At 58.3% G+C, this 20,792-nt stretch carries 18 protein-coding genes; 8 read left to right on the plus strand and 10 right to left on the minus strand.

Features of this window, described 5'->3' with window-relative positions; translation table 11 throughout:
* Window positions 1-110 precede the first annotated feature (110 nt).
* Window positions 111-566 carry a hypothetical protein gene (locus ACFO5Q_RS01235; protein ID WP_068151044.1) on the plus strand — a complete coding sequence of 152 codons (456 nt, stop codon included), beginning with the start codon at window positions 111-113 and terminating at the stop codon, window positions 564-566.
* Window positions 567-572: 6 nt separating this feature from the next.
* On the opposite strand, the gene ACFO5Q_RS01240 is transcribed toward ACFO5Q_RS01235, so the two are convergent.
* Window positions 573-965: an RNA-binding S4 domain-containing protein gene (locus ACFO5Q_RS01240; RefSeq protein WP_068151047.1), complete on the minus strand. Its 393-nt coding sequence runs from the start codon at window positions 963-965 to the stop codon at window positions 573-575.
* Between the two features lie 129 nt (window positions 966-1,094).
* Complete coding sequence (locus ACFO5Q_RS01245) at window positions 1,095-4,004, minus strand: helicase-related protein (RefSeq protein WP_068151050.1); 2,910 nt, start codon at window positions 4,002-4,004, stop codon at window positions 1,095-1,097.
* Window positions 4,005-4,195: 191 nt separating this feature from the next.
* Between ACFO5Q_RS01245 and ACFO5Q_RS01250 the strand changes: the two genes are divergently transcribed.
* The 3 genes from ACFO5Q_RS01250 (at window position 4,196) to rpmB (ending at window position 6,889) form a co-directional block, all read left to right on the plus strand.
* Complete coding sequence (locus tag ACFO5Q_RS01250) at window positions 4,196-5,953, plus strand: amidase (protein ID WP_068151054.1); 1,758 nt, start codon at window positions 4,196-4,198, stop codon at window positions 5,951-5,953.
* Window positions 5,950-6,465 (plus strand): O-acetyl-ADP-ribose deacetylase, encoded by a 516-nt coding sequence (locus ACFO5Q_RS01255; RefSeq protein ID WP_068151056.1) that lies wholly within the window; start codon window positions 5,950-5,952, stop codon window positions 6,463-6,465. Before ACFO5Q_RS01250 ends, ACFO5Q_RS01255 begins: the two co-directional genes overlap by 4 nt.
* Window positions 6,466-6,601: 136 nt before the next feature.
* The gene (gene rpmB, locus ACFO5Q_RS01260) at window positions 6,602-6,889 is read left to right on the plus strand and encodes a 50S ribosomal protein L28 (protein ID WP_068151058.1); all 288 of its coding nucleotides are present in this window, start codon (window positions 6,602-6,604) and stop codon (window positions 6,887-6,889) included.
* A gap of 73 nt (window positions 6,890-6,962) precedes the next feature.
* Here rpmB and ACFO5Q_RS01265 read toward each other — a convergent pair whose 3' ends face one another.
* Genes ACFO5Q_RS01265 through cobS form a run of 3 tightly spaced genes read right to left on the minus strand, consistent with a single transcriptional unit; the run spans window position 6,963 to window position 10,852 of the window.
* On the minus strand, window positions 6,963-7,958 hold the full coding sequence (locus tag ACFO5Q_RS01265; protein WP_068151061.1) for an esterase-like activity of phytase family protein: 996 nt from the start codon (window positions 7,956-7,958) through the stop codon (window positions 6,963-6,965).
* A gap of 5 nt (window positions 7,959-7,963) precedes the next feature.
* Window positions 7,964-9,823, minus strand: coding sequence for a cobaltochelatase subunit CobT (gene cobT, locus ACFO5Q_RS01270; protein WP_068151063.1), 1,860 nt, complete (start codon window positions 9,821-9,823; stop codon window positions 7,964-7,966).
* Between the two features lie 21 nt (window positions 9,824-9,844).
* A complete protein-coding gene (cobS, locus tag ACFO5Q_RS01275; protein ID WP_068151066.1) occupies window positions 9,845-10,852 on the minus strand; it encodes a cobaltochelatase subunit CobS in 1,008 nt (335 codons plus the stop codon).
* 155 nt (window positions 10,853-11,007) lie between these two features.
* On the opposite strand from cobS, the gene ACFO5Q_RS01280 reads away from it, so the two are divergent.
* Both ACFO5Q_RS01280 and ACFO5Q_RS01285 read left to right on the plus strand, forming a co-directional pair.
* Window positions 11,008-11,280 carry a BolA family protein gene (locus ACFO5Q_RS01280; protein WP_068151069.1) on the plus strand — a complete coding sequence of 91 codons (273 nt, stop codon included), beginning with the start codon at window positions 11,008-11,010 and terminating at the stop codon, window positions 11,278-11,280.
* Entirely contained in the window at window positions 11,261-12,067 is an 807-nt protein-coding gene (locus tag ACFO5Q_RS01285; RefSeq protein ID WP_068151072.1) for a type 2 periplasmic-binding domain-containing protein, read from the plus strand. The genes ACFO5Q_RS01280 and ACFO5Q_RS01285 overlap by 20 nt, the downstream gene beginning before the upstream one ends.
* Here the strand turns inward: ACFO5Q_RS01285 and ACFO5Q_RS01290 are convergent.
* The 4 genes from ACFO5Q_RS01290 to ACFO5Q_RS01305 form a co-directional block, all read right to left on the minus strand.
* Window positions 12,064-12,309 carry a DUF3303 domain-containing protein gene (locus ACFO5Q_RS01290; protein ID WP_068151075.1) on the minus strand — a complete coding sequence of 82 codons (246 nt, stop codon included), beginning with the start codon at window positions 12,307-12,309 and terminating at the stop codon, window positions 12,064-12,066. The genes ACFO5Q_RS01285 and ACFO5Q_RS01290 overlap by 4 nt on opposite strands.
* A gap of 9 nt (window positions 12,310-12,318) precedes the next feature.
* Window positions 12,319-13,089, minus strand: a complete 771-nt coding sequence (locus ACFO5Q_RS01295; RefSeq protein WP_068151078.1) for a type 2 periplasmic-binding domain-containing protein — start codon at window positions 13,087-13,089, stop codon at window positions 12,319-12,321.
* 66 nt (window positions 13,090-13,155) lie between these two features.
* The gene (locus ACFO5Q_RS01300; RefSeq protein ID WP_269448987.1) at window positions 13,156-13,287 is read right to left on the minus strand and encodes a hypothetical protein; all 132 of its coding nucleotides are present in this window, start codon (window positions 13,285-13,287) and stop codon (window positions 13,156-13,158) included.
* Between the two features lie 166 nt (window positions 13,288-13,453).
* Window positions 13,454-16,237 (minus strand): bifunctional aconitate hydratase 2/2-methylisocitrate dehydratase, encoded by a 2,784-nt coding sequence (locus ACFO5Q_RS01305; RefSeq protein WP_068151081.1) that lies wholly within the window; start codon window positions 16,235-16,237, stop codon window positions 13,454-13,456.
* Window positions 16,238-16,455: 218 nt separating this feature from the next.
* Between ACFO5Q_RS01305 and acnA the strand changes: the two genes are divergently transcribed.
* Complete coding sequence (gene acnA, locus ACFO5Q_RS01310; protein WP_068151084.1) at window positions 16,456-19,134, plus strand: aconitate hydratase AcnA; 2,679 nt, start codon at window positions 16,456-16,458, stop codon at window positions 19,132-19,134.
* A gap of 65 nt (window positions 19,135-19,199) precedes the next feature.
* Here the strand turns inward: acnA and ACFO5Q_RS01315 are convergent, their stop codons facing one another.
* The gene (locus ACFO5Q_RS01315) at window positions 19,200-19,679 is read right to left on the minus strand and encodes a hypothetical protein (protein ID WP_068151086.1); all 480 of its coding nucleotides are present in this window, start codon (window positions 19,677-19,679) and stop codon (window positions 19,200-19,202) included.
* Window positions 19,680-19,856: 177 nt separating this feature from the next.
* On the opposite strand from ACFO5Q_RS01315, the gene ACFO5Q_RS01320 reads away from it, so the two are divergent.
* A complete protein-coding gene (locus ACFO5Q_RS01320; protein WP_068151089.1) occupies window positions 19,857-20,615 on the plus strand; it encodes a DUF1223 domain-containing protein in 759 nt (252 codons plus the stop codon).
* Window positions 20,616-20,792: the final 177 nt, after the last annotated feature.

Genomic DNA, 20,792 nt, shown 5'->3' on the forward strand with positions numbered 1-20,792 from the left:
AGCGATTCTTAACTCACGCGAATGTTTGGCTTGCCTAGCGGTCCAAACGTATGACTGGACATGTTAATGTTATGATGTAACATTAACATTCTTAAAAGATGGGGGCACTCATGAATCGAAACCTTCGTTCATTCACAGCAGCATTTTTGTTATGCCTTTGCTTGTCCGCATGTGATTGGTCGGAGGAAGACACCTACAGCCAAGTCTATGCCGATAGTGGCATCAAGTTTGGCGGGACATTTATACACATTAATCACCCAGTCACGGGCATTGAGATCACTCACGGCATAGATTCATCGAATCTTCGTCTCACAATAGCCGAATGCTCAGGAATTTCCATTGACGGCACCTATAACCCCTTTGCCTTCCTGGGGAACTTTAAGTCTCAGCTATCCCGTGAAATCGGCGAAGGAGTGTATGAAGGCACCGCGCCTGGGAGTTTTATATTTGTGCGCGAGATGGGACCTCGCAAGGGAACAGTCAACAAAACAACCATCAGCCTCTCGTCGCAGGAGATGAGCTGTGGCCTTCGCTGGTTTCACGAAAACGTAGTACTTTATGAATAAGGCGGCCTAACGGTCCATCAGCTTGTCGATGGCGCGGCGTTCGGCCTTGGTGGGGCGGCCGGAGCCTGCTTCGCGGAGCGCGGGGGCGGTTTTGGCTTCCTCGCGTTTGGCCTTCACCTGTTCTTCAATGGGCGACAGGTCTTCATAAAGCGCCTGGGCTTCCGTGGCTGGCCCGCGGCGCTCACCACAGGCCAATACCTTCACCACGCGCACGTGCGGGCCTTGCGGGAAGGTCAGCACATCCCCGGGCGTAATAGTGGTTGAGGCTTTCTTTGAATGCTCGCCGTTGACGCGCACCTTATGCGCCTTGCAGACCTTGCTGGCGAGCGAGCGGGTTTTGAAGAAACGGGCGTACCAGAGCCAGAGGTCCAGCCGGATTTTATCGCCCGTTTCAGTCATTCAGAATGCTCCACAGTTTCGTCATTCGCCAACTTGATTGGCGAATCCATGGACTCGCCGGTCAAGCCGGCGAGTGACGATGGTAGTTACAGAGCGCATGCTGCCATAACAATGACGACCAAAGCGTGCTTATTTCTTTTTCTCAAGGGATTCCTTGAGGCCCGCGAGGGCTGCGAAAGGCGAATCCGGATCGGCTTTCTTTTCGCGCTTCGGTGGACGCGCCGTGTGGGTGCGTGGACCGGATGGCTTGCCACCCTTACCTTTACCCCGACGATCGCCGCCTTTACCCTGTGGCTTGCCACCACCCTTGCGTTCACCCTGTGGGCGGCCGCCTTGTGGACGTGCCTTGCGCTTTGGTGCCCAGGCGAAGAAATAACGCTCAACCAGTTCGGCATCGCCTTCAGCGGCTGCTTCAGCCTCTGGTGCTGCAGCCTCGGCTGGAGCCTCTTCGGTTTTGGTTTCTTCTGCGGGGGCTTCCTCAGCCTTGGCATCTTCCGCAGGCGCTTCAGCCGTCGCCTCTTCAGCCTTCTCAGCTTCCGGCGCTGCCTCTGGCGTTGCTTCAGCAGCAGCTTCTGGCGCGGCTTCTTCCTTCGCTGCTTCTTCTTTGGATGGCGCCGGCACCTGACGCACTTCGTGCTTGTAGCCCGCAGCCGCCATCACTTCGGCGAAGTCTTCGCCAGACAGGCCCACAAGGCCCATGATCTCTGGCGTTACTTCGAACCAGTCGCCGCCCTGGCCCAGCGGCCGCACGGCGTCTGCGAGACGCTCGAGCATGTCCATACGAACGGCTTTCTTGCCCACAACGGTAAAGCCCGCGAGTTCATAGAAAGTGTTCGGGGCCGTGGCTTCCGTTTCCACCCACACCATGCCCGGTGTCGGCAGGCCCGGCAGGCCGTTCAGCTTGCCTGCCATCGCCCACATCATCAGGCGGAGCTCGATGGCGTGTGGCTTCAAGACAAGTGGAATGTAAAGCGAGGACGCACCAATGCGGATACCGAACCGGCGCAGGCCCTTGCGCGCTTCCTGGTCCAGCTGGCGAAGGTCGCCGTCCACTTCCGTGCGTTTCATCACGCCGTAGTTTTCAAGAAGGCGGTAGGCCACGCCGCGCGCCAGGCCCGAGAGCGGCGCCGCACCTTCAGGGGCCTCGGTCTCGCCGTTCAGTTCCTGCGCCAGCTTGATAAGCGGCTCAAGCTTTTCAGCGATCCGCGTGTCCAGCCATTCCTGGGTCTTTTCAACAACCAGGTCGGCGTTTTCACCCTGCAGAAGGCTTGAAGCAACCAGCTTCACGCGCGGGCCAAACAGGGCGCCGCTGTCGTGAACGGTCGCGATCGGCGCGCCTTCCCACATGATTTTCGGGTTTGCCAGGCCTTCGGAAAAATCGAAGGAGAGCGTTTTATAGCCCACATTGGCGAACAGTTTCGCCCGGCGGGTCAGCTCTGCCTGCAGGGCGGTTTCCGCTGCAGCCTTCAGTGTCTTTTGTTCGTCCGGGGCGGCAGAGGCCTCCACGCGGAAGGAAAAACCGTTCAGTTCGCCGATTTCATGTCCTTCGACAGAAACCTGGTTCGTCTCGTTATCAATGCTCACGCTAAGCGTATCCCTGTGCCTAAGCGAGCGCATGAGGACCGCCGTGCGGCGATCCACAAATCGCTGTGTTAACTTTTCATGCAGCGCGTCCGACAAGCGGTCTTCCACACTGCGCGTTACATGGGCCCAATGGGCCGCATCCCGAAGCCAGCCTTTCCGGTGGGAAACGTATGTCCATATACGGATACTGGCAATTCGACCGGCCAAGGTATCTATGTCGCCGCTTGTATTGTCAAGCCGCTTGACCTGCCGGGCAATCCAGTCATGCGGGATGGTACCGGCCGGCCCCATCAGGTCGACGTATATTTTGCGCAAAAGTGAAGTATGATCTTCCACGCTCAGCTTGCGGAAATCAGGAATTTGGCAAACATTCCAAAGCCTTTCGACAGATTCCTTGGTCGTGGCAAGCCTTGATATCTCATCGTCGGCGCCCAGCTTCTTCAGCGCCATCAGGTCAACCGTGTCCCTGACCCGGTGCAGGCCTTCGGTACTGACAGGCGCCTCCAGCGAGCGCACAAGCCGGGGAATCGTCGAAAAATCAAGCCGGTGATTCCGCCAGTAAAGCCGTTTGACGGGCTCGAACTCATGCTCTTCGATCTGGGCGATCATCATCGGATCCATGGGTTCACCCCCACCCCCGAGTGTCGAGAACGTCCCGTCCTTCTTATAGCGGCCGGCGCGACCGGCGATCTGCGCGGCCTCAGCAGCTGTCAGGTCACGGAAGGTGCGGCCATCGAATTTACTGAGCCCCGCGAAGGACACATGCCCGATATCAAGGTTAAGCCCCATGCCGATGGCGTCGGTGGCCACAAGGTGGTCCACTTCGCCGGAGGCATACATTTCCACCTGGGCGTTCCGCGTGCGGGGCGAAAGCGCGCCCATCACGATGGCGGCGCCGCCCTTCTGCCGGCGGATCAGCTCTGCCATGCCGTAAACGTCAGATGAGGAAAACCCGACAATGGCGCTCCTGCGCGGCAGGGCGCGCATCTTGGCTGGCCGGATATGCTTCAGCTCTGAAAAGCGCGGGCGGGTAATGATCTCGGCTTCGGGGATCAGCTTCCTGATGAGCGGGCGCATGGTCTCCGCACCCAGAAGCAGCGTTTCGTGACGCCCGCGGCTGTGCAGCAGATGTTCAGTAAAAATATGGCCGCGCTGTGGGTCTGCGGCCATCTGGATTTCGTCAATCGCGATGAAATCGGTGGCGGCCATTCGGGGCATGGCCTCAGCTGTGCAAAGGAAATAGCGCGCGCCCTCGGGCACAATGCGCTCTTCGCCCGTCAACAGCGCGACCTGATTTTTGCCCTTGATCGCCACCACACGGTCATAGACCTCGCGCGCCAAAAGCCTGAGCGGGAAGCCCATCAGGCCGGAGGCATAGCCCATCATCCGGTCCACCGCATAATGGGTCTTGCCCGTGTTGGTGGGGCCAAGTACTGCTTTGATGATGCCAGCCATAAACTACGCCTGTTGGAACAATGGAATGGGCCGAGTTTTAAAGAACCGCGCCGATAGGCACAACGGAATAATAAGGTTGCATTTTACCCATTAATTGAACCTTCATACTGTGCGCGTTAGTCTGTTGAAATGAATATGGAAATTCAGCCATAGCCCCTGTGGGGCATGTGTGCAGAAAAAAGTGCAAGCGAATGAGCCAGGATAAAAAACTGAACAGACGCCAGATTCTGAAAGGCGCCTCCGCGCTTGGCGGCATTGCCGTGGCCGGGGCAGCGCTTGGTCAGGACACCCCAGCGCCCCAATCCGGCGAACCCCCATTGCCGCGCCCGCAGGACCTGGCAGGTGCAGAACGGGTTTTGGCCGTTCAATATACGCCCGAAGAGCGCGCGCTACTTTTTGACAAGCTTGAGAATATGATCGACCGGGTGCGCGCCCGCCGCGCCAAGGTGCCGCTGGATAATGACGACGCACCGGCCTTGGTGTTCGACCCCCGTCTGCCGGGCGAAAAATACCTGATACAGGAAAACCGCGTGGAACTGGGTTCGGTTGATTTCGGGCCGATACCCGCAAGCGCGGACGACATCGCCTTCGCTCCACTGGCGGCACAAAGCCATTGGCTGAAAACCGGGCAGCTGACATCCAGCCGCCTGACGGACATTTACCTTGGGCGCATTCAGGCGCATGCGGGCAAGCTTGAATGCTTTGTCACACTCCTCACGGACAGTGCACGCGAAGCCGCCTACCGGGCCGATATCGATATTCGGTCGGGGCGCTACAAGGGGCCGCTGCATGGTATCCCCTATGCGCTGAAGGACCTTCTGGATACCGCCGGTGTGCGCACCACCTGGGGGGCCGCCACCCACAAGGACCGGGTGGCCCTGACAGATGCGGTTGTAACAAAGCGGCTTGAAGAGGCTGGCGCCATCCTCCTGGGCAAAACAACGCTTGGCGCGCTGGCGTACGGCGACAAATGGTTTGGCGGCATCACCAGAAACCCCTGGAACATGGCCGAAGGCTCATCGGGCTCAAGCGCCGGATCGGCGTCTGCAGTGGCGGCGGCCCTGTGTTCGTTCGCCATCGGCACGGAAACCCTGGGGTCAATCGTGTCACCGTCCGCGCGCTGCGGCACCACCGGCCTCAGGCCCACCTTCGGACGCGTCGCGCGCACCGGCGCCATGGCGCTGTGCTGGAGCCTGGACAAAATCGGGCCGATCTGCCGGGGCGTCGAGGACACCGCGCTGGTGCTGGGCACCATCAATGGTGGCCACAAAGATGACCCGAGCTCCTACGACTGGGGCTTCCGCTATGTTGGCCGGGAAGCCGTGGCGGAAACGCTGCGCGTTGGCTATGACCCCGCCTGGTTCGGCGAGGATGCAACAGACCTGGACCGCATGGTGCTCGACCAGATCAAGGAACTTGGCTATGAACTGGTCCAGATTTCACTGCCGAAGCTGCCCTATAGCTCGCTTCTTGGAACGCTTGAGGTGGAGGCTGCCGCAGCGTTTGAGGATCTGACGCTGACAGGCCGCGACGATGAGCTCAGCTGGCAGGAGGCCCGCGCCTGGCCCAGCACGTTCCGCGCGGCCCGCTTCCACTCGGCTGTCGAATATCTGCAACTGACCCGCTTTCGCCGCCAGGTGATGGAAATGATGGCCGAAAAATACCGGCAAGTGGATATCATTGTCTGCCCGAATTTCGCGGGCGACATGCTGATTACCACCAACTATACCGGCCATCCCAGCCTGACCCTGCCTGTCGGCATGACAGAGCGACCCACCATGCCGCTCGCGGGCCAGGAGATAAAAGCCGGCAAGCCAAGAACTGTGCCGCACACCATCACGCTGTGGGGCAATATGCTTCGGGAAGACCAACTGATCGGCCTTGGCTGGCTCCTGGAACGCAACCTGAATTTCGCCAAGAACCGCCCAAGCCTGACCCTGCCATCATGATCCGCGTGGTTGTGGGCGACATCACCAAGCTGGAGGTGGACGCCATCGTCAACGCCGCGAATGAGGCACTGGCACCGGGCGGCGGGGTGTGTGGCGCCATCCACCAGGCGGCTGGGCCGGGCCTTGCGGCGGAATGCCAGGCTATCGGACACTGTGAGACTGGCCACGCCAAAATCACCGGTGGCCACGGCCTGCAAGCCCACCATGTTATCCACACAGTCGGCCCCGTCTGGCACGGCGGCGATCAGGGCGAGGCCGATTTGCTCGCCAGTTGTTACCGCCACAGCCTCGACCTTGCGGACAGGCACAAGCTCATATCCATCGCTTTTCCCGCCATCAGCACCGGCATCTTCGGTTATCCAATTGACAAAGCTGCCCGCGTGGCTGCGAACGCCATACAAGGCTGGCTTGATGAGCACCCCAGCACCAGCCTTTCAGATGTACGGATGGTCTGTTTCAACGATGCCGACGCGCATCACTACAGCACGGCAACCGCAGAAAACAGCCATTAAGGCTTGACCCCCCAGTGCGAATCGCTTAATACCCCGCGAGCTAATGCCGAAACGGTCTTAGCGATATTTGGTCATAAAGATTCGTCGGTTATGCCTAAGGCATTGAAAAACCGATAGAAAAACAAGGATAAAGATCATGTCGCGCGTATGTGAACTGACCGGCAAAAAAGTAATGACTGGTAACAATGTGTCTCACGCACATAACAAAACTCGTCGTCGCTTCCTGCCGAACCTGACTAAAGCAACTCTCCTGTCCGACGTTCTGGGTCGCTCCGTTAGCCTGCGTATTTCCACGCACGCTCTGCGCTCCGTTGAACACAACAACGGTCTGGACAACTTCCTCCTCAAGGCTCGCGACGCAGACCTGTCTGCGAAGGCGCTGAAGCTGAAGAAGGAAATCAAGAAGAAACAAGCTGCTGCATAAGACCTTTTGGTAAAGCACAAGTTTCATGAAGCGCTGCGGCTGAGATGCTGCGGCGCTTTTTCATTATGAGTGTTCAGCCTTCAAGGGCAAACATCAACAGAAGCGTTCGCTGGCTTGAGCTGAAATTGTCGTCGGACAGCATATAGACGAGCGTCGTGCCATCAGGGGCCACACCCACATCAAGGCCTTCCAGATTGTCCACCGTCAGCGGCGGGGATAGGTGCGCAAGTTCCGTCCCCACAAGCGTGGCGCCGGGGCGAATATCTTCTGCCGAAATGCGCAGCAGCTTGATCGCCACACCGTCGACAACCGAGTAGAAGCGTGTCAGCAGCAGGATATCCCCGTTCGGAAGCAAGGCCGCATCTGTGGGGGCAAAATTCTTCGGGCGCTTGAAAGAGAGCAGATCGACACCATCTTCACCCACCAGCCACACGCGCGACAGACCATTCACATCCACACCGCGTTCAGCGAATGCCAGCAGGCGGCCATCCTGAGTCCAGCTGATGGCTTCCATGCCGCCGTTTTCAGTAATACCGGCGAAATCCATAATGGCTGCGGGTGCCCATGGCGTGGGAATGCCGCCCGGCCTCGCCATTTCCAGCCTGTGGCGCTGTTCGAACGAAACCAGGAAGCCGTCGCCCGCACGAACCAATCCTTCGGCATCAAACTTCTTCTTGCTGTCTTCGGGTATATTGAGATCAAAGGGCACCAGCTCGGCATCCGTGACGGGCTCACTGGTCGCTGGATTGAAACCGGCGATGAACCAATCGCCCTGGTCGCTGATGGCAACCAGTTTACCATCCTCCGAGATCGTCAGGCCGGACAAACCGCCAAAGCGGTCATGCGGTGACGTCAGGGCCCAGCCCGCAACGTACGTGAGGGCACCAACACGCTTTTGTCCCGGGTCGGCTTCATTCAGCGGTACCGGCGTAGCCCGCAGCTCGATCCCAGCAGGTGCCGCCAGCGCCTCCCCCAGGTCTGGCGCAAGCAACTGGCTTTTAAAGACAAATGCCAACCCCGCGACCACAAGGACCAGAGCCAGCAGGATATTGGAACGATGCTGTTTCACGGGCGCTACCTGATCAGTTTCGGTTTGGGTGGCGTTTCTTCAAAAAGTGCCGCCAGCTGTTCCGTCATGGCGCCGCCAAGCTGCTCGGCATCCAGGATGGTAACCGCGCGCTTATAGTATCGTGTGACATCATGGCCGATACCGATGGCGATCAGCTCCACAGGCGAGCGGTCCTCGATCCAGGTAATCACCTGGCGTAGGTGATTCTCAAGATACGTGCCTGAATTGACGGAAAGCGTGCTGTCATCCACCGGCGCGCCATCAGAGATCACCATCAGGATGCGGCGTTCTTCCGTGCGCGCCATCATGCGATTGTGCGCCCACATGAGCGCTTCGCCGTCGATATTTTCCTTGAGGAGCCCTTCGCGCATCATCAGCCCCAGGTTCCGGCGCGACCGGCGCCAGGGCGCATCGGCCGTTTTATAGATAATGTGCCGGAGGTCATTCAAACGACCCGGGTTCTTGGGCCTGCCGGCCTGCAGCCATTTCTCGCGGCTCTGGCCGCCCTTCCAGGCCTTGGTGGTGAAGCCGAGGATTTCCACGCGAACACCGCAGCGTTCCAGCGTGCGCGACAGGATATCGGCGGAAATTGCCGCAATGGATATCGGCCGCCCACGCATGGAACCGGAGTTATCCAGAAGAAGCGTCACCACCGTGTCTTTGAACTCAGTATCGCTTTCAAGCTTGTATGAGAGCGGCTTGGTGGGGTTCGAGACCACGCGCGCCAGACGGCCGCTATCCAGGATGCCTTCTTCAAGGTCAAACTGCCAATGACGGCGCTGCTGCGCAAGAAGCCGGCGCTGCAAGCGGTTCGCCAGCTTCGACACCGCGCCCGACAGGTGCGCCATCTGCTGGTCGAGATACTTCCTCAGCCGCTCCAGCTCCTCGGTGTCACACAGCTCTTCAGCCTTGATGACCTCGTCGAACTCTTCCGTGAAGATATTATAAAATGGCGTGTTCGGCAGATTGTCGAGCGGGCGGTTCGGCCGCCACGGAATGGTGCCTTCCTGCTTGCCTTCTCCGGCCTCAGCTTCGCTGTCGTCCACTTCGTCCATCGCGGCTTCGGAGGACTGCTCATCTTCCGCGGTTTCGCCTTCCTGCTCATCAGACCCTTCGGCGCCGTCTGCGTCGCCATCCTGGTCTTCGCCTGGCTCGCCGTCTGGGGTATCGGGCATGCCGTCCTCAGCGTCATCAGACGGTTCATCCTCTTGGTCGTCGTCTGATTTCTCGCCCTCATTATTGCCGATCAGCTCGGCGATGATGGTGCGGGTCAGCACTGAAGCGCCCTTCTGGTCTTCAACCTTGGTTTCAAGCTGGTCCAGAAGATGGCCGACCGATTCTTCAAGCCATTTGCGCTGGCTTTCAACCGCAACCTGGGCGCTTTCCGGTGGCGTGGCACCCGTGAGCCGTTCGCGTACCAGAAGGCCCAGCACGTCGGCCAGCCGCGAACTTTCATCGTCGGTTGGGCGCGCGAGCCCGGTTTCAACCGCTTTCTTTTCCGCAAGGGCTGCCAGGTTGGCCTTCATACCGGGCATCTGCCTGGCACCGATGGCCTCCACCCGCGCGCTTTCGACCGAATCGAAAATGGCGCGGGCCAGCGCACCGCCCGGGGCCAGCTTGCTGTGCAGCTTGGTGTCATGATAGCGGTGACGGAGCGCGAGCGAGTCGGCAAGGCCGCGCACTTCAGCCACGTCTTTCGCCCGCACCACATGCGGCAGGTAGGGCACGCGGGCTTCGCCAGCGACAATCCCCGGCACGTCAGCCGTGAACTTGACCTCAAGATTACGGTCTTCCGCAATCGCGCGCGTCACGGCCGCGAGCGCATGCTCGAACGTCTCTTTTGCTGACTGGCTACCGTCTGCCATGAGAAGCTACTCCGGCGGTGCTCAGGACGCACCACCCATCACAAGATTGGACGCACTTTCCTTCAGGTCCTGCCCGAACGAGCGCTGGTAATATTCGGCCACGATCGGACGCTCGGCTTCATCACACTTGTTGAGGAAGCTGACACGGAAGGCAAAGGCAATGTCGCCGCCCAGGATCGCCGCATTCTGCGCCCAGGTCAGGACCGTTCGCGGGCTCATAACGGTGGAGATATCACCCGCCATGAAGCCTGCGCGGGAAAGGTCCGCCACGCGCACCATGTTGGAGATGATCTCCTGGCCCTCAGGCGTGTTGTAGGCTGGCTCCTTGGCCAGAATGATTTCCGTTTCCGTGTCATGCGGCAGGTAATTGAGGGTCGCCACAATATTCCAGCGGTCCATCTGGCCCTGGTTGATCTGCTGCGTGCCGTGATAAAGACCTGTGGTGTCGCCAAGGCCCACGGTGTTAGCCGTGGCGAAAATACGGAAGGCCGGATGCGGGCGGATCACGCGGTTCTGGTCCAGAAGCGTCAGCTTGCCTTCCACTTCCAGCACCCGCTGGATCACGAACATCACGTCCGGGCGACCGGCATCATATTCATCGAACACGATCGCAGTCGGGCTTTGCAGCGCCCACGGCAGGATGCCTTCCTGGAATTCGGTGACCTGCTTGCCGTCCCGAAGCACGATGGCATCCTTGCCCACCAGGTCGATCCGGCTGATGTGGCTGTCCAGGTTTACGCGGATCGTCGGCCAATTAAGGCGCGCCGCGACCTGTTCGATATGAGTGGATTTACCCGTGCCGTGATAGCCCTGGATCATCACCCGGCGGTTGTGGGCGAAGCCTGCAAGAACGGCCAGCGTAGTGTCGTGATCGAACACATAGGCTTCATCGATATCAGGCACATGCTCGTTCCGTTCCTCGAACGCAGGCACTTCCATATCGAGATCAAGCCCGAACGTCTCCCGCACAGAAACCTTTTTTTCCGGAAGGGTCAGATTGGGCAATTTCTCAGCAGTCGCGGCACTCATACGAGACATCCTCTTGTCTTATAAACTCTTGAAAGCCATTCTAAAGAATGAGCATTTGCATTACCAGTGGGGTCTCAGGCCCTTTGGGTCAACCGAAAACCACCGGGATCGGGCGAAAATTCTTCAACCTTTTGTGTAGAGAAAATAAGGCGTTTATGGGCAAAGTCACCGAAACAATTGTAAAAAAACTGAATGACAGCCTTTCACCCACGCATCTTGAGGTGATTGACGAGTCAGAAGGCCACCGCGGGCACGCAGGATACCGCGACGGCGGCGAAAGCCATTTCCGCGTAGTGATCAAATCAAAAGCCTTTGAAGGCAAGAACCGGGTTACGCGCCAACGCATGGTCATGCATGCACTGGCGGATGAGCTGAAAGAGCAAATTCACGCGCTGTCGATCCAGGCGGATGTACCGGACACAGATTAAGGATTGGCGGCTTTTGGGGGTCAGGCATCACATACTTTTCGGGCTTGTTGGGCTTTCGGCGGGGCTTCTGGCCCTGGCGGCACCCGCCCGCGCGGGTGAGCCCATTTCCATTGTGGTTCAGGAAATGCCGGGACTGATTGAACCCGGGAAAGCACTGCCCTACAAGCAGCTGCTTGATGCGCTCCTCGAGGACGCGCCGGTCGCCAACACTGTCACCATCCTGCCGGGGTACCGCGGGCCGCGCCTGTGGCTTCGCCGCGAATATCAATGCATCTTCGGCGGCGTCAGCGCGCCGGGGCATGCGAGGCCGCGCGACACGGCCATCTCACCCACTGACTGGTCCAGCCTGCATATTTCAGCGCCCTTCAATGTGCTGGAGGTTCATGCCTTCACGCGCGGCAATGAAGCACCTGCGCGTAGCTTTACAGACCTTCAGGGCCAGAAAATCGCTGTGGACCAGGTTCTGTTTTTCGACCTGCGCTTCCATTCAGACGCGCTGAAGGCAAGCGATTTCGTTAAGGTCGGTACAGCCGAGGAAGCGCTTGGCCTCTTGAGCGACGGGCGCGTGAACCATGTGTTCGCCTATGATAACGACGTGGCCCTGCTGCAGGATAAAACTCATGCGCTCTTTGCCTATGACGCCAGCTTCACCCTGCTGGAGCTTGAAGAAAGCATGATGTGCTGGTCCGGCGGAGATGTTGCAGAACTGGTTGGCCATATCAATGGTCGGCTTGCGGAGTTGAAGGAGACGGGCACGCTGGAAAGCCTGCTGCCAAAACTGCGTTAGGGCCTGCGCTCTGCCGCCAAAGGGATGATTTCGAAGTCGACCAGGTCGCCCCACTTGTCTGTCCAGGCCTTGAACAGATCCGGGTCCTTCGTTTCCATCAGTTGGTAGCAGACCAGGCGGTCTTCCGCGAGCCAGCTGTCGATATACTCAAGCCCCAGGGGCATCATGCGGCCCTTCGCATGAAAGCGCTCATAGACCGGCCCGGCCCCGTTTTTGAATTTTTCAATCACCATATAACGCATCTGACCATCCTACTGCACCGGCGGCAGCGTTACCGGCTTATACCCCAGTCGCCGCATCGCGCCCGATAGTGCATTCACGATTTCAGGGGCAACGCTTCGGCTGCAGACGACATAGAGATTCTGTTCTTCAATCGTGCCCAGACCGTCAATGGCAATGAGGTCGAGGGGCTGGTCAAACTTGCTCCGAAAAGCATCCCAGATATGGATGGGCACAAGGGTAAAGTCCGCCCGCTTCATCCGCACCATATCCAGCGCCTGTTCAATTTGTTGCGGCCGATAAGAGACTTCGGCCTTTGCACTGTCCAGATACGGATCAACATTCGGGCCGTAGATGAACTCTTTAACAAAAACACCCCGAAGATTGCTGTCAGACAGCATCGTCTTCACCGAGCCATGTTGCACGACCTTCGCGGCTGACACGCGGCTTGCCACCAGAACATGCCTTGGCAGCAGGTCCAGCGCATAGGGCACATAGGTCCACAGCCTCGCTCTTTCGCTATTGTATGCCCTGCCCGTCGCGCAAAACTTCCTGAGACCGGCATTCAAAAGGTCGGCTTCCGTCTTCAACGTGGTTTCAACCCAAGTAACACTGAGCCCCGCCTCATCGGCGATGCGGTTCATCTCGTCAAACCGTATGCCGGACATCTTACCGTCCTGCATCAGCATCTTGGGCGGAAAATCATAAAAGGTGATTGTGATAGGTTGATCGTCGGATGCGGTAGCCGTCAGGGAGCTCAGCAACAGCGCCAGTCCTGCCTGAAAGCGTCCGCCGAGTTTCATTGAATTCCCCTGAGCGTCATGATCGCATTTTGCGGTAATGCTACCAGACCCACGGCTAAAATGCCATCAATAGGGCTTTGGCCCCTTGGTGCTCATAAAGTAACGCTTGGCATGGTGGCGGGAAAACACCAGCCCCCCAAAAGTTGTCGCCAGAAGAAGGAGCGCCATCAAAAAATCTGTGCCTGCCATATCCGCCATGGGTCTTTTCCTTAATTATGACGCGATCAGTCTCGCGTCCAATTAAGGCAGACAGATGAAAAAAATGAGGTGATTTGGTAACGCCGGAATGAAAACCGGCAGCGCATTTGGAGACACGCTGCCGGCTAATTTTTGATGTCAGGCAATCAAGGGACTGCCCGATATCTTAGAGCTGATGCGTCACCGGTGGTTTACCAAGCGGCGGTGCGAAGTGGGTGAGGTTGATGCCCTCAACCGCGGCTTCATACTCTTCGATCTTTGGCGTGCGGCCAAGAATGGTGGAAAGCACCACAACAGGGGTGGACGCGAGCAGGCTTTCGCCCTTCTTCTCGTCGCTGTCTTCCACAACACGGCCCTGGAACAGGCGCGTGGATGTTGCCATCACGGTGTCGCCCTTCTCCGCCTTTTCCTGGTTGCCCATGCAGAGGTTACAACCCGGGCGCTCAAGATAGAGCGTGTTGTCATACTTGGTGCGAGCCGTGTTCTTTGGCGCGTCGTCGTTGAACTCGAAGCCTGCATATTTCTGCAGGACTTCCCAGTCGCCCTCAGCCTTCAACTCGTCAACGATGTTGTAGGTTGGCGGCGCGATCACCAGCGGTGCCTTGAACTCCACCGTGCCGTTCTGCTTCTCGATATTCTTGAGCATCTGGGCCACGATTTTCATGTCGCCCTTGTGCACCATACAGGAGCCAACGAAGCCGAGATCGACTTTCTTTTCGCCGCCATAGAAGGAAACAGGGCGGATCGTGTCGTGCGTATAGCGCTTGGATACGTCTGCGTTATTCACATCAGGGTCAGCGATCATTGGTTCAACGATTTGGTCCAGGTCCACAACGAACTCCGCGAAATATTTCGCGTTATCGTCTGGGCGGAGCGCAGGACGCTCGCCGGATTTGATCTCGGCGATCCGCTTGTTGGCGATATCGATCAGGCCCTGAAGGGTCTGGGCCGCATTGTCCATGCCCTTGTCGATCATGATCTGGATACGGCTTTTCGCGATCTCAAGCGACTGGATCAGCGTCTCGTCTTCAGAGATACAGATGGACGCCTTGGCTTTCATCTCCGCCGTCCAGTCGGTGAAGGTGAAGGCCTGGTCAGCCAACAGGGTGCCGATATGCACTTCGATCACACGGCCCTGGAACACGTTGTCGCCAAATTGCTTCAGCATCTGCGCCTGGGTCGCGTGCACCACATCGCGGAAGTCCATGTGGTTCTTGAGCGTGCCCTTGAAGGTCACTTTCACTGATTCCGGGATCGGCATGGTGGCTTCACCGGTTGCGAGCGCAAGCGCCACGGTGCCACTGTCGGCACCAAAAGCCACGCCTTTGGACATGCGGGTGTGGCTGTCGCCGCCGATAATCACAGACCAGTCGTCCACCGTGATGTCATTGAGGACCTTGTGGATTACGTCGGTCATGGGCGCATAAACACCCTTCGGATCGCGCGCGGTAATCAGGCCAAACTTGTTCATGAAGCTCATCAGCTTCGGGATATTGGCCTGTGCCTTCTTGTCCCACACAGACGCGGTGTGACAGCCTGACTGGTAAGCCCCATCCACGGTTGGCGAGATCACAGTCGCGGCCATCGCCTCCAGTTCCTGGGAGGTCATCAGGCCTGTGGTGTCCTGCGAGCCAACGATGTTCACTTTCACGCGAACGTCGGAACCGGCATGCAGCACCTTGCCCGGTGTGGAACCAACAGCGTTGCGGTTGAAGATTTTCTCAACAGCCGTCAGGCCCTGGCCTTCATGCGATACTTCCTTGGAGGTCGCATAAACTGCAGGTGCCTCAACACCCAGCGTTTCGGCTGCGAATGTTTGCAGCTTCTTGCCGAACACAACAGCGTAAGAACCACCGGCCTTGATGAATTCAACCTTCGGGTCTGTCAGTGCAGAAGAGATATCAACAAGCTCTTCGCCGGTTTCGCTATAGAGCTTCTTGGTTTTGGTGTTGATCGTCAGCACCGTGCCGTTATCGACAGAATAGACCTGCTCCAGCACCGGATCGCCGTTTGCATCCAGAACCGGTTTGCCGTCTGCGTCCAGCTTCTTGACCCAGTTCTTGAGATCAAGGCCGATACCGCCCGTCACGCCAACTGTTGTCAGGAAGATTGGCGAAATACCGTTGGTACCGCCAACGATGGGGGCAAAGTTCACAAACGGAACATATGGGCTGGCCTGCTTGCCGGTCCAGAGCGCCACGTTGTTCACGCCGGACATCCGGGATGAACCCACGCCCATGGTGCCCTTTTCCGCCACCAGCATCACGCGCGCATCAGGGTGCTGTTTCTGCAGCGCCTGAATGTCAGCCTGTGCCTTCTCCGAGATCATGCATTTACCGTGCAGCTCACGGTCCGAGCGGGAGTGCGCCTGGTTACCAGGAGAGAGAAGGTCAGTCGACACATCGCCTTCAGCGGCAATGTAAGTGACAACCTTGATCTCTTCTTCGATGTCCGGAAGCTTGGTGAAGAATTCAGCCTTGGCATAGCTTTCCAGAAGCTCTTTCGCCACTGCGTTGCCGGCCTGGTAGGCAGCTGCCAAGCGGTCAGTATCCGCCTCATACAGGAATACCTGCGACTTCAGGACGTCCGCCGCCTGGGCCGCGATCGCCGCATCGTCACCGAGCGCAAGATCGAGCAGAACCTCAACAGACGGGCCACCCTTCATGTGCGACAGAAGCTCGAAGGCGAAGTCTGGGGTGATTTCTTCAACAGCAGCCGTCCCGAGGATGATGTCCTTGAGGAACATGGCTTTCACGCCAGCCGCGCTGGTGGTGCCCGGCAGGGTGTTATAGATGAAGAAATGGAGTGAATCTTTCCGGTGTTCATTGCCTTGATCCATGATCTGGGCAATGAGCTCTTTCACAAGCGCGCCATCATCGATGGGCTTCGGATTCAGTCCCTGTGATTTTCGAGTTTCGATCTCATTCAAATATTCAGCGTACAAACCCATGACTATCCTGACATAAAAGTGTTAGAAGAAGCTTGAAACCCGGGCGGCAGGGATGGCTGCCGAGCAAGGGAAAAGCGGGCCGGCGCGCATACTATTTCAACAAGCGTTGGGTTGCAAGATGGTTCGGCGCGAAAAGCGTATGTTTTCGGCCATTTTTTGCGCTTTCCCGTACGCGAAATCGACCTATTTGAAACTCTTTAAGTGGAGGCCTTTATCTCATGACATCCGTTAGCAAGGACACACTCCAGACTCGCCGCACCCTTACGGTTGGTAGCAAAGAGTATGATTATTACAGCCTGAGGGCTGCTGAAGCCACAATCGGGGACGTCTCCAGGCTGCCCTACACGCTGAAGGTTCTCCTTGAAAACCTGCTGCGGTACGAGGACGGCACAAGCGTGACCGCCAACGATATCCAGGCACTGGCAGACTGGCAGAAAGAGCGCCGGTCAGACCATGAAATCGCCTACCGCCCGGCCCGCGTTCTGATGCAGGACTTCACGGGCGTGCCCGCAGTTGTTGACCTGGCCGCCATGCGCGATGCGATGGCCGAGATGGGCGGCGACCCGGAGAAGATCAACCCGCTGGCGCAGTGCGACCTGGTGATCGACCACTCGGTGATGGTGGACAAATTCGGCACACCGCAGGCCTTCAAGCAGAATGTTGACCTGGAGATGGCGCGGAACGCCGAACGGTATGAGTTCCTCAAATGGGGCCAGAACTCGCTCAACAATTTCAACGCCGTGCCGCCCGGCACCGGCATCTGCCACCAGGTGAACCTTGAATATATCGCCAAAGCGGTATGGACCTCAGATGAAGGCGGCCGCACGGTGGCCTACCCGGACACCTGCGTCGGCACCGACAGCCACACCACCATGGTGAACGGCCTTGCGGTTCTGGGCTGGGGCGTCGGCGGCATTGAAGCCGAAGCTGCCATGCTGGGCCAGCCGGTCTCCATGCTGATCCCCGAAGTTGTCGGCTTCAAGCTGACCGGCAAGCTCAATGAAGGCATCACCGCAACCGACCTGGTGCTGACCGTGGTTCAAATGCTGCGCGAAAAGGGCGTTGTGGGCAAATTCGTTGAATTCTTCGGTGACGGCCTTGATGAACTGACGCTCGCAGACCAGGCAACCATCGCCAACATGGCTCCCGAATATGGCGCCACATGCGGCTTCTTCCCCATTTCCCGGCGTACGCTTGACTATATGACCTTCACAGGCCGCGACGATGAGACCGTTGCCCTTGTTGAAGCTTACGCCAAGGAGCAGGGCATGTGGCGGGATGCATCAAGCCCGGAGCCACTGTTCACCGACACGCTTGAGCTGGATATCTCTACCGTCAAACCGTCGCTCGCGGGGCCAAAGCGCCCGCAGGACCGGGTTGAGCTTGATGTTGCCGCAGAGGCATTTGAAGGCGTGCTCGAAGGGTTCGGCAAGAAAGGCGACGATACCGACTATATCGTCGACGGCGAAGACTTTGCGCTCAATCAGGGCGATGTCTGTATCGCGGCCATCACCAGCTGCACCAACACATCGAACCCCGATGTATTGGTAGCAGCCGGCCTTGTTGCCAAGAAAGCCAATGCGCTTGGCCTCAAGCGCAAGCCCTGGGTCAAGACCTCCTTTGCGCCCGGCAGCCAGGTGGTGACGGACTATCTGGACAAGGCAGGCCTGACCGAACATCTGGACGCCCTTGGCTTCAACCTTGTGGGCTATGGCTGCACCACCTGTATCGGCAACTCCGGCCCGCTGGAGCCCGCCATCTCGAGGACCATCAACGAAAACAATATGGTGTGCGTCAGCGTCCTGTCGGGTAACCGGAACTTTGAAGGCCGGGTCAGCCAGGACATCAGGGCCAACTATCTGGCTTCGCCGCCGCTGGTGGTCGCCTATGCCATCGCGGGATCGATGAAGATCAATGTGGCCACTGACCCCATCGCCCAGACCGAAGACGGCAGGGATGTGTACCTCAAGGACCTGTGGCCCACGAATGCGGAAGTCCAGGCCGAGATCGAGAAGGCGCTGACGCGTGAGATGTTCATCGAACGCTACGCCAATGTGTTCCTGGGCACGCCCGAATGGCAGGCGGTTCCTGTGTCTGAAGGCAAGACCTATGAGTGGAACAGCAAATCCACCTACATCCAGCACCCCCCCTATTTCCTGGGCATGAGCCAGCAGGTAGCCGCCACCTTAAACATCATCGGCGCACGACCGCTTGCGCTTCTGGGGGACAGCATCACGACCGACCATATCTCACCCGCCGGCGCCATCAAGGCCGACAGCCCGGCAGGCCAATATCTGCAGTCGAAGGGTGTAGCCAAGGCAGACTTCAACTCATATGGCTCCCGCCGCGGCAACCATGAAGTGATGATGCGCGGCACCTTCGCCAACATCCGGTTGAAGAACCTGATGGCGCCGGGCACCGAAGGCGGCTGGACCACACACCAGCCATCGGGCGAGCTGATGAGCATCTTTGATGCATCGATGAAATACCAGGAAGACAGCACACCGCTTGTGGTTATCGGCGGCAAGGAATATGGCACTGGCTCAAGCCGCGACTGGGCCGCCAAGGGCACCAACCTTCTCGGCGTCAAAGCGGTGCTGGTGGAGAGCTTTGAGCGCATTCACAGGTCCAACCTTGTGGGCATGGGCGTGCTGCCACTCCAGTTCAAGGAAGGAGATGGCCGCGAAAGCCTGGGGCTTGTAGGCACCGAAGTGTTCGACGTCACGGGCATTGAGGGCACGATTGAGCCCCGCCAGGACGTGGCTGTCACCATCCATTATGCTGACGGCACAACAAAAGAGATCACTGCCCTTTGCCGCATCGATACCGAAGACGAGGTGGACTACTACAAGCACGGCGGCATCCTGCATTATGTGCTCAGGCGCCTGGCGGCATAGGCTTTCAGATAGCGTATTTACTCGGAAAGGGCCGTACTGCGGCCCTTTTTTGTGGGAAGGCCCTTTTAGTGGGCAGCAAAGTCTCCGTCATCGTCAGGTGTCAGCACCCTGATGAAGGAAAGTAGATAGGTCACATTGCCATGCTCGTCGCGCGCCGGAAGGTCCAGAATGTCGGCAGCGATATGTTCCCTGCCATTATGGGGCAGAAAGCCGACGAACCGGCCGATGCACGGCGTGCGAATAAGCCTCGCGCAATAGCTGCTGAGGTTCACAAGCTTGGGATGGTCAACCTCGGACAAATGCATGCCCTGCCACAAGACACCGCTGAACAGCCTGCGGTATTCCTCGCCCAGGATGCGTATCTCCCCGTCTTCCGGAGCGCCAGGGAAATGCATCAGGTTGAAAAAGGCATGCCAGCCCGCCAGCTCCTGAAAATGAAAATCCGCCTTGAAAGGCGGAATGCGTGGGTCGGTGGATTTCGACCGATAGAGGTCGACAATGCCCTCGAAGCCTTCCAGCGATGAGAGATCCTCGTTCATTTCCATGAAACAGGCTCGCCCCCATTTGTGCCGGATAACCTTTGGCCTTGCGCTATGTTCCACCTGTAGCACCTTCGATAATCCTACTCCGATTACAGTGTCGACTGGGCATACCCGCCATGATAAGGAATGCTCACACACTGGTGATTGGCAGTTGACATTCTCTGACGATAGACTGGATTTATGAGAAAGTGGTTAATACTCCTTGCCCTGTTTGCAACGGGCTTCAGCGCCTCGGCGGATGACGCGAAAGCGCCGCGCCTGACGGTGATCGAGCTCTTTACAAGCCAGGGCTGTTCATCCTGCCCGCCCGCTGACGCGGCGCTCAGAAGCCTGCGTGGCCGCCCCGGCATCCTGACGCTTTCCTGGGCTGTGGATTATTGGGACCGACTTGGCTGGGAAGACACATTCGCCCATCCGCACAACAGCATGCGGCAGGCCGCCTACAATAAGCGCCTGGGTCGCGGCGGTGTTTTCACGCCGCAGATGATCCTTGATGGCCGGGTGCAGTGTGTGGGTTCCAAACCTGAAAAGGTCCGTGCGTCTATTGATAAAGCCCGTGCGATCGAACGCCCGGTGATCACACCGGCGCTCGCGGAAACTGCCGATGGCAAGGTCGAGCTGACGCTTCCTGCCGCCAATGTCGGCGACATGGTATCCGTCCGCGTGGTCTGGTTCCTCAGTGACGCGACGGTGCAGATCGGCGACGGCGAAAATCAGGGCCGGTCCCTGCATTATACCAATGTTGTGCGGACGTCCGACATCCTGATGGACTGGAAAGGTGACGCCAAAACGGTGATGCTTGACCCGGCGGATGGCCTCAAGGCCGGTGCAGACCATGTGGCGATCCTGCTGCAGGATGATTATGGTCACGGCCCGATCGTTGGGGCAGCCTCCATGGCCATTGGACAGGCCTCCACAACAGCCGCCAGCGCCCGCTGAACCGCCACTGCCTGGGCGGTCGCAACAAAAGCAATTTCTTGACTTTGCGGCCGAAAACCGTCATAGAGCGCGCCAACCTGCTTGACCCAAGGGGCCTGCAGCGCGCAATGAAAGCGTGAGAATGCCCGACTGTTTTGGGCAGATGATTGAACGAAGTTTCCGTGCGACAGTCGCACA

The sequence above is a fragment of the Kordiimonas lipolytica genome, from assembly GCF_042651265.1.
In the GTDB taxonomy this organism is placed as follows: domain Bacteria; phylum Pseudomonadota; class Alphaproteobacteria; order Sphingomonadales; family Kordiimonadaceae; genus Kordiimonas; species Kordiimonas lipolytica.

What these genes read in the sequence shown, in the direction of transcription:
- ACFO5Q_RS01295 (WP_068151078.1), bottom strand. Translation starts at nt 13,089, where the DNA reads ATGAAACTCGGCGGACGCTTTCAGGCAGGACTGGCGCTGTTGCTGAGC.
- cobS (WP_068151066.1), bottom strand. Translation starts at nt 10,852, where the DNA reads ATGAGTGCCGCGACTGCTGAGAAATTGCCCAATCTGACCCTTCCGGAA.
- ACFO5Q_RS01285 (WP_068151072.1), top strand. Translation starts at nt 11,261, where the DNA reads ATGTACCGGACACAGATTAAGGATTGGCGGCTTTTGGGGGTCAGGCAT.
- ACFO5Q_RS01320 (WP_068151089.1), top strand. Translation starts at nt 19,857, where the DNA reads ATGAGAAAGTGGTTAATACTCCTTGCCCTGTTTGCAACGGGCTTCAGC.
- ACFO5Q_RS01240 (WP_068151047.1), bottom strand. Translation starts at nt 965, where the DNA reads ATGACTGAAACGGGCGATAAAATCCGGCTGGACCTCTGGCTCTGGTAC.
- ACFO5Q_RS01290 (WP_068151075.1), bottom strand. Translation starts at nt 12,309, where the DNA reads ATGCGTTATATGGTGATTGAAAAATTCAAAAACGGGGCCGGGCCGGTC.
- cobT (WP_068151063.1), bottom strand. Translation starts at nt 9,823, where the DNA reads ATGGCAGACGGTAGCCAGTCAGCAAAAGAGACGTTCGAGCATGCGCTC.
- acnA (WP_068151084.1), top strand. Translation starts at nt 16,456, where the DNA reads ATGACATCCGTTAGCAAGGACACACTCCAGACTCGCCGCACCCTTACG.
- ACFO5Q_RS01315 (WP_068151086.1), bottom strand. Translation starts at nt 19,679, where the DNA reads ATGGAAATGAACGAGGATCTCTCATCGCTGGAAGGCTTCGAGGGCATT.
- ACFO5Q_RS01255 (WP_068151056.1), top strand. Translation starts at nt 5,950, where the DNA reads ATGATCCGCGTGGTTGTGGGCGACATCACCAAGCTGGAGGTGGACGCC.
- ACFO5Q_RS01305 (WP_068151081.1), bottom strand. Translation starts at nt 16,237, where the DNA reads ATGGGTTTGTACGCTGAATATTTGAATGAGATCGAAACTCGAAAATCA.
- rpmB (WP_068151058.1), top strand. Translation starts at nt 6,602, where the DNA reads ATGTCGCGCGTATGTGAACTGACCGGCAAAAAAGTAATGACTGGTAAC.
- ACFO5Q_RS01245 (WP_068151050.1), bottom strand. Translation starts at nt 4,004, where the DNA reads ATGGCTGGCATCATCAAAGCAGTACTTGGCCCCACCAACACGGGCAAG.
- ACFO5Q_RS01250 (WP_068151054.1), top strand. Translation starts at nt 4,196, where the DNA reads ATGAGCCAGGATAAAAAACTGAACAGACGCCAGATTCTGAAAGGCGCC.
- ACFO5Q_RS01235 (WP_068151044.1), top strand. Translation starts at nt 111, where the DNA reads ATGAATCGAAACCTTCGTTCATTCACAGCAGCATTTTTGTTATGCCTT.
- ACFO5Q_RS01280 (WP_068151069.1), top strand. Translation starts at nt 11,008, where the DNA reads ATGGGCAAAGTCACCGAAACAATTGTAAAAAAACTGAATGACAGCCTT.
- ACFO5Q_RS01300 (WP_269448987.1), bottom strand. Translation starts at nt 13,287, where the DNA reads ATGGCGGATATGGCAGGCACAGATTTTTTGATGGCGCTCCTTCTTCTG.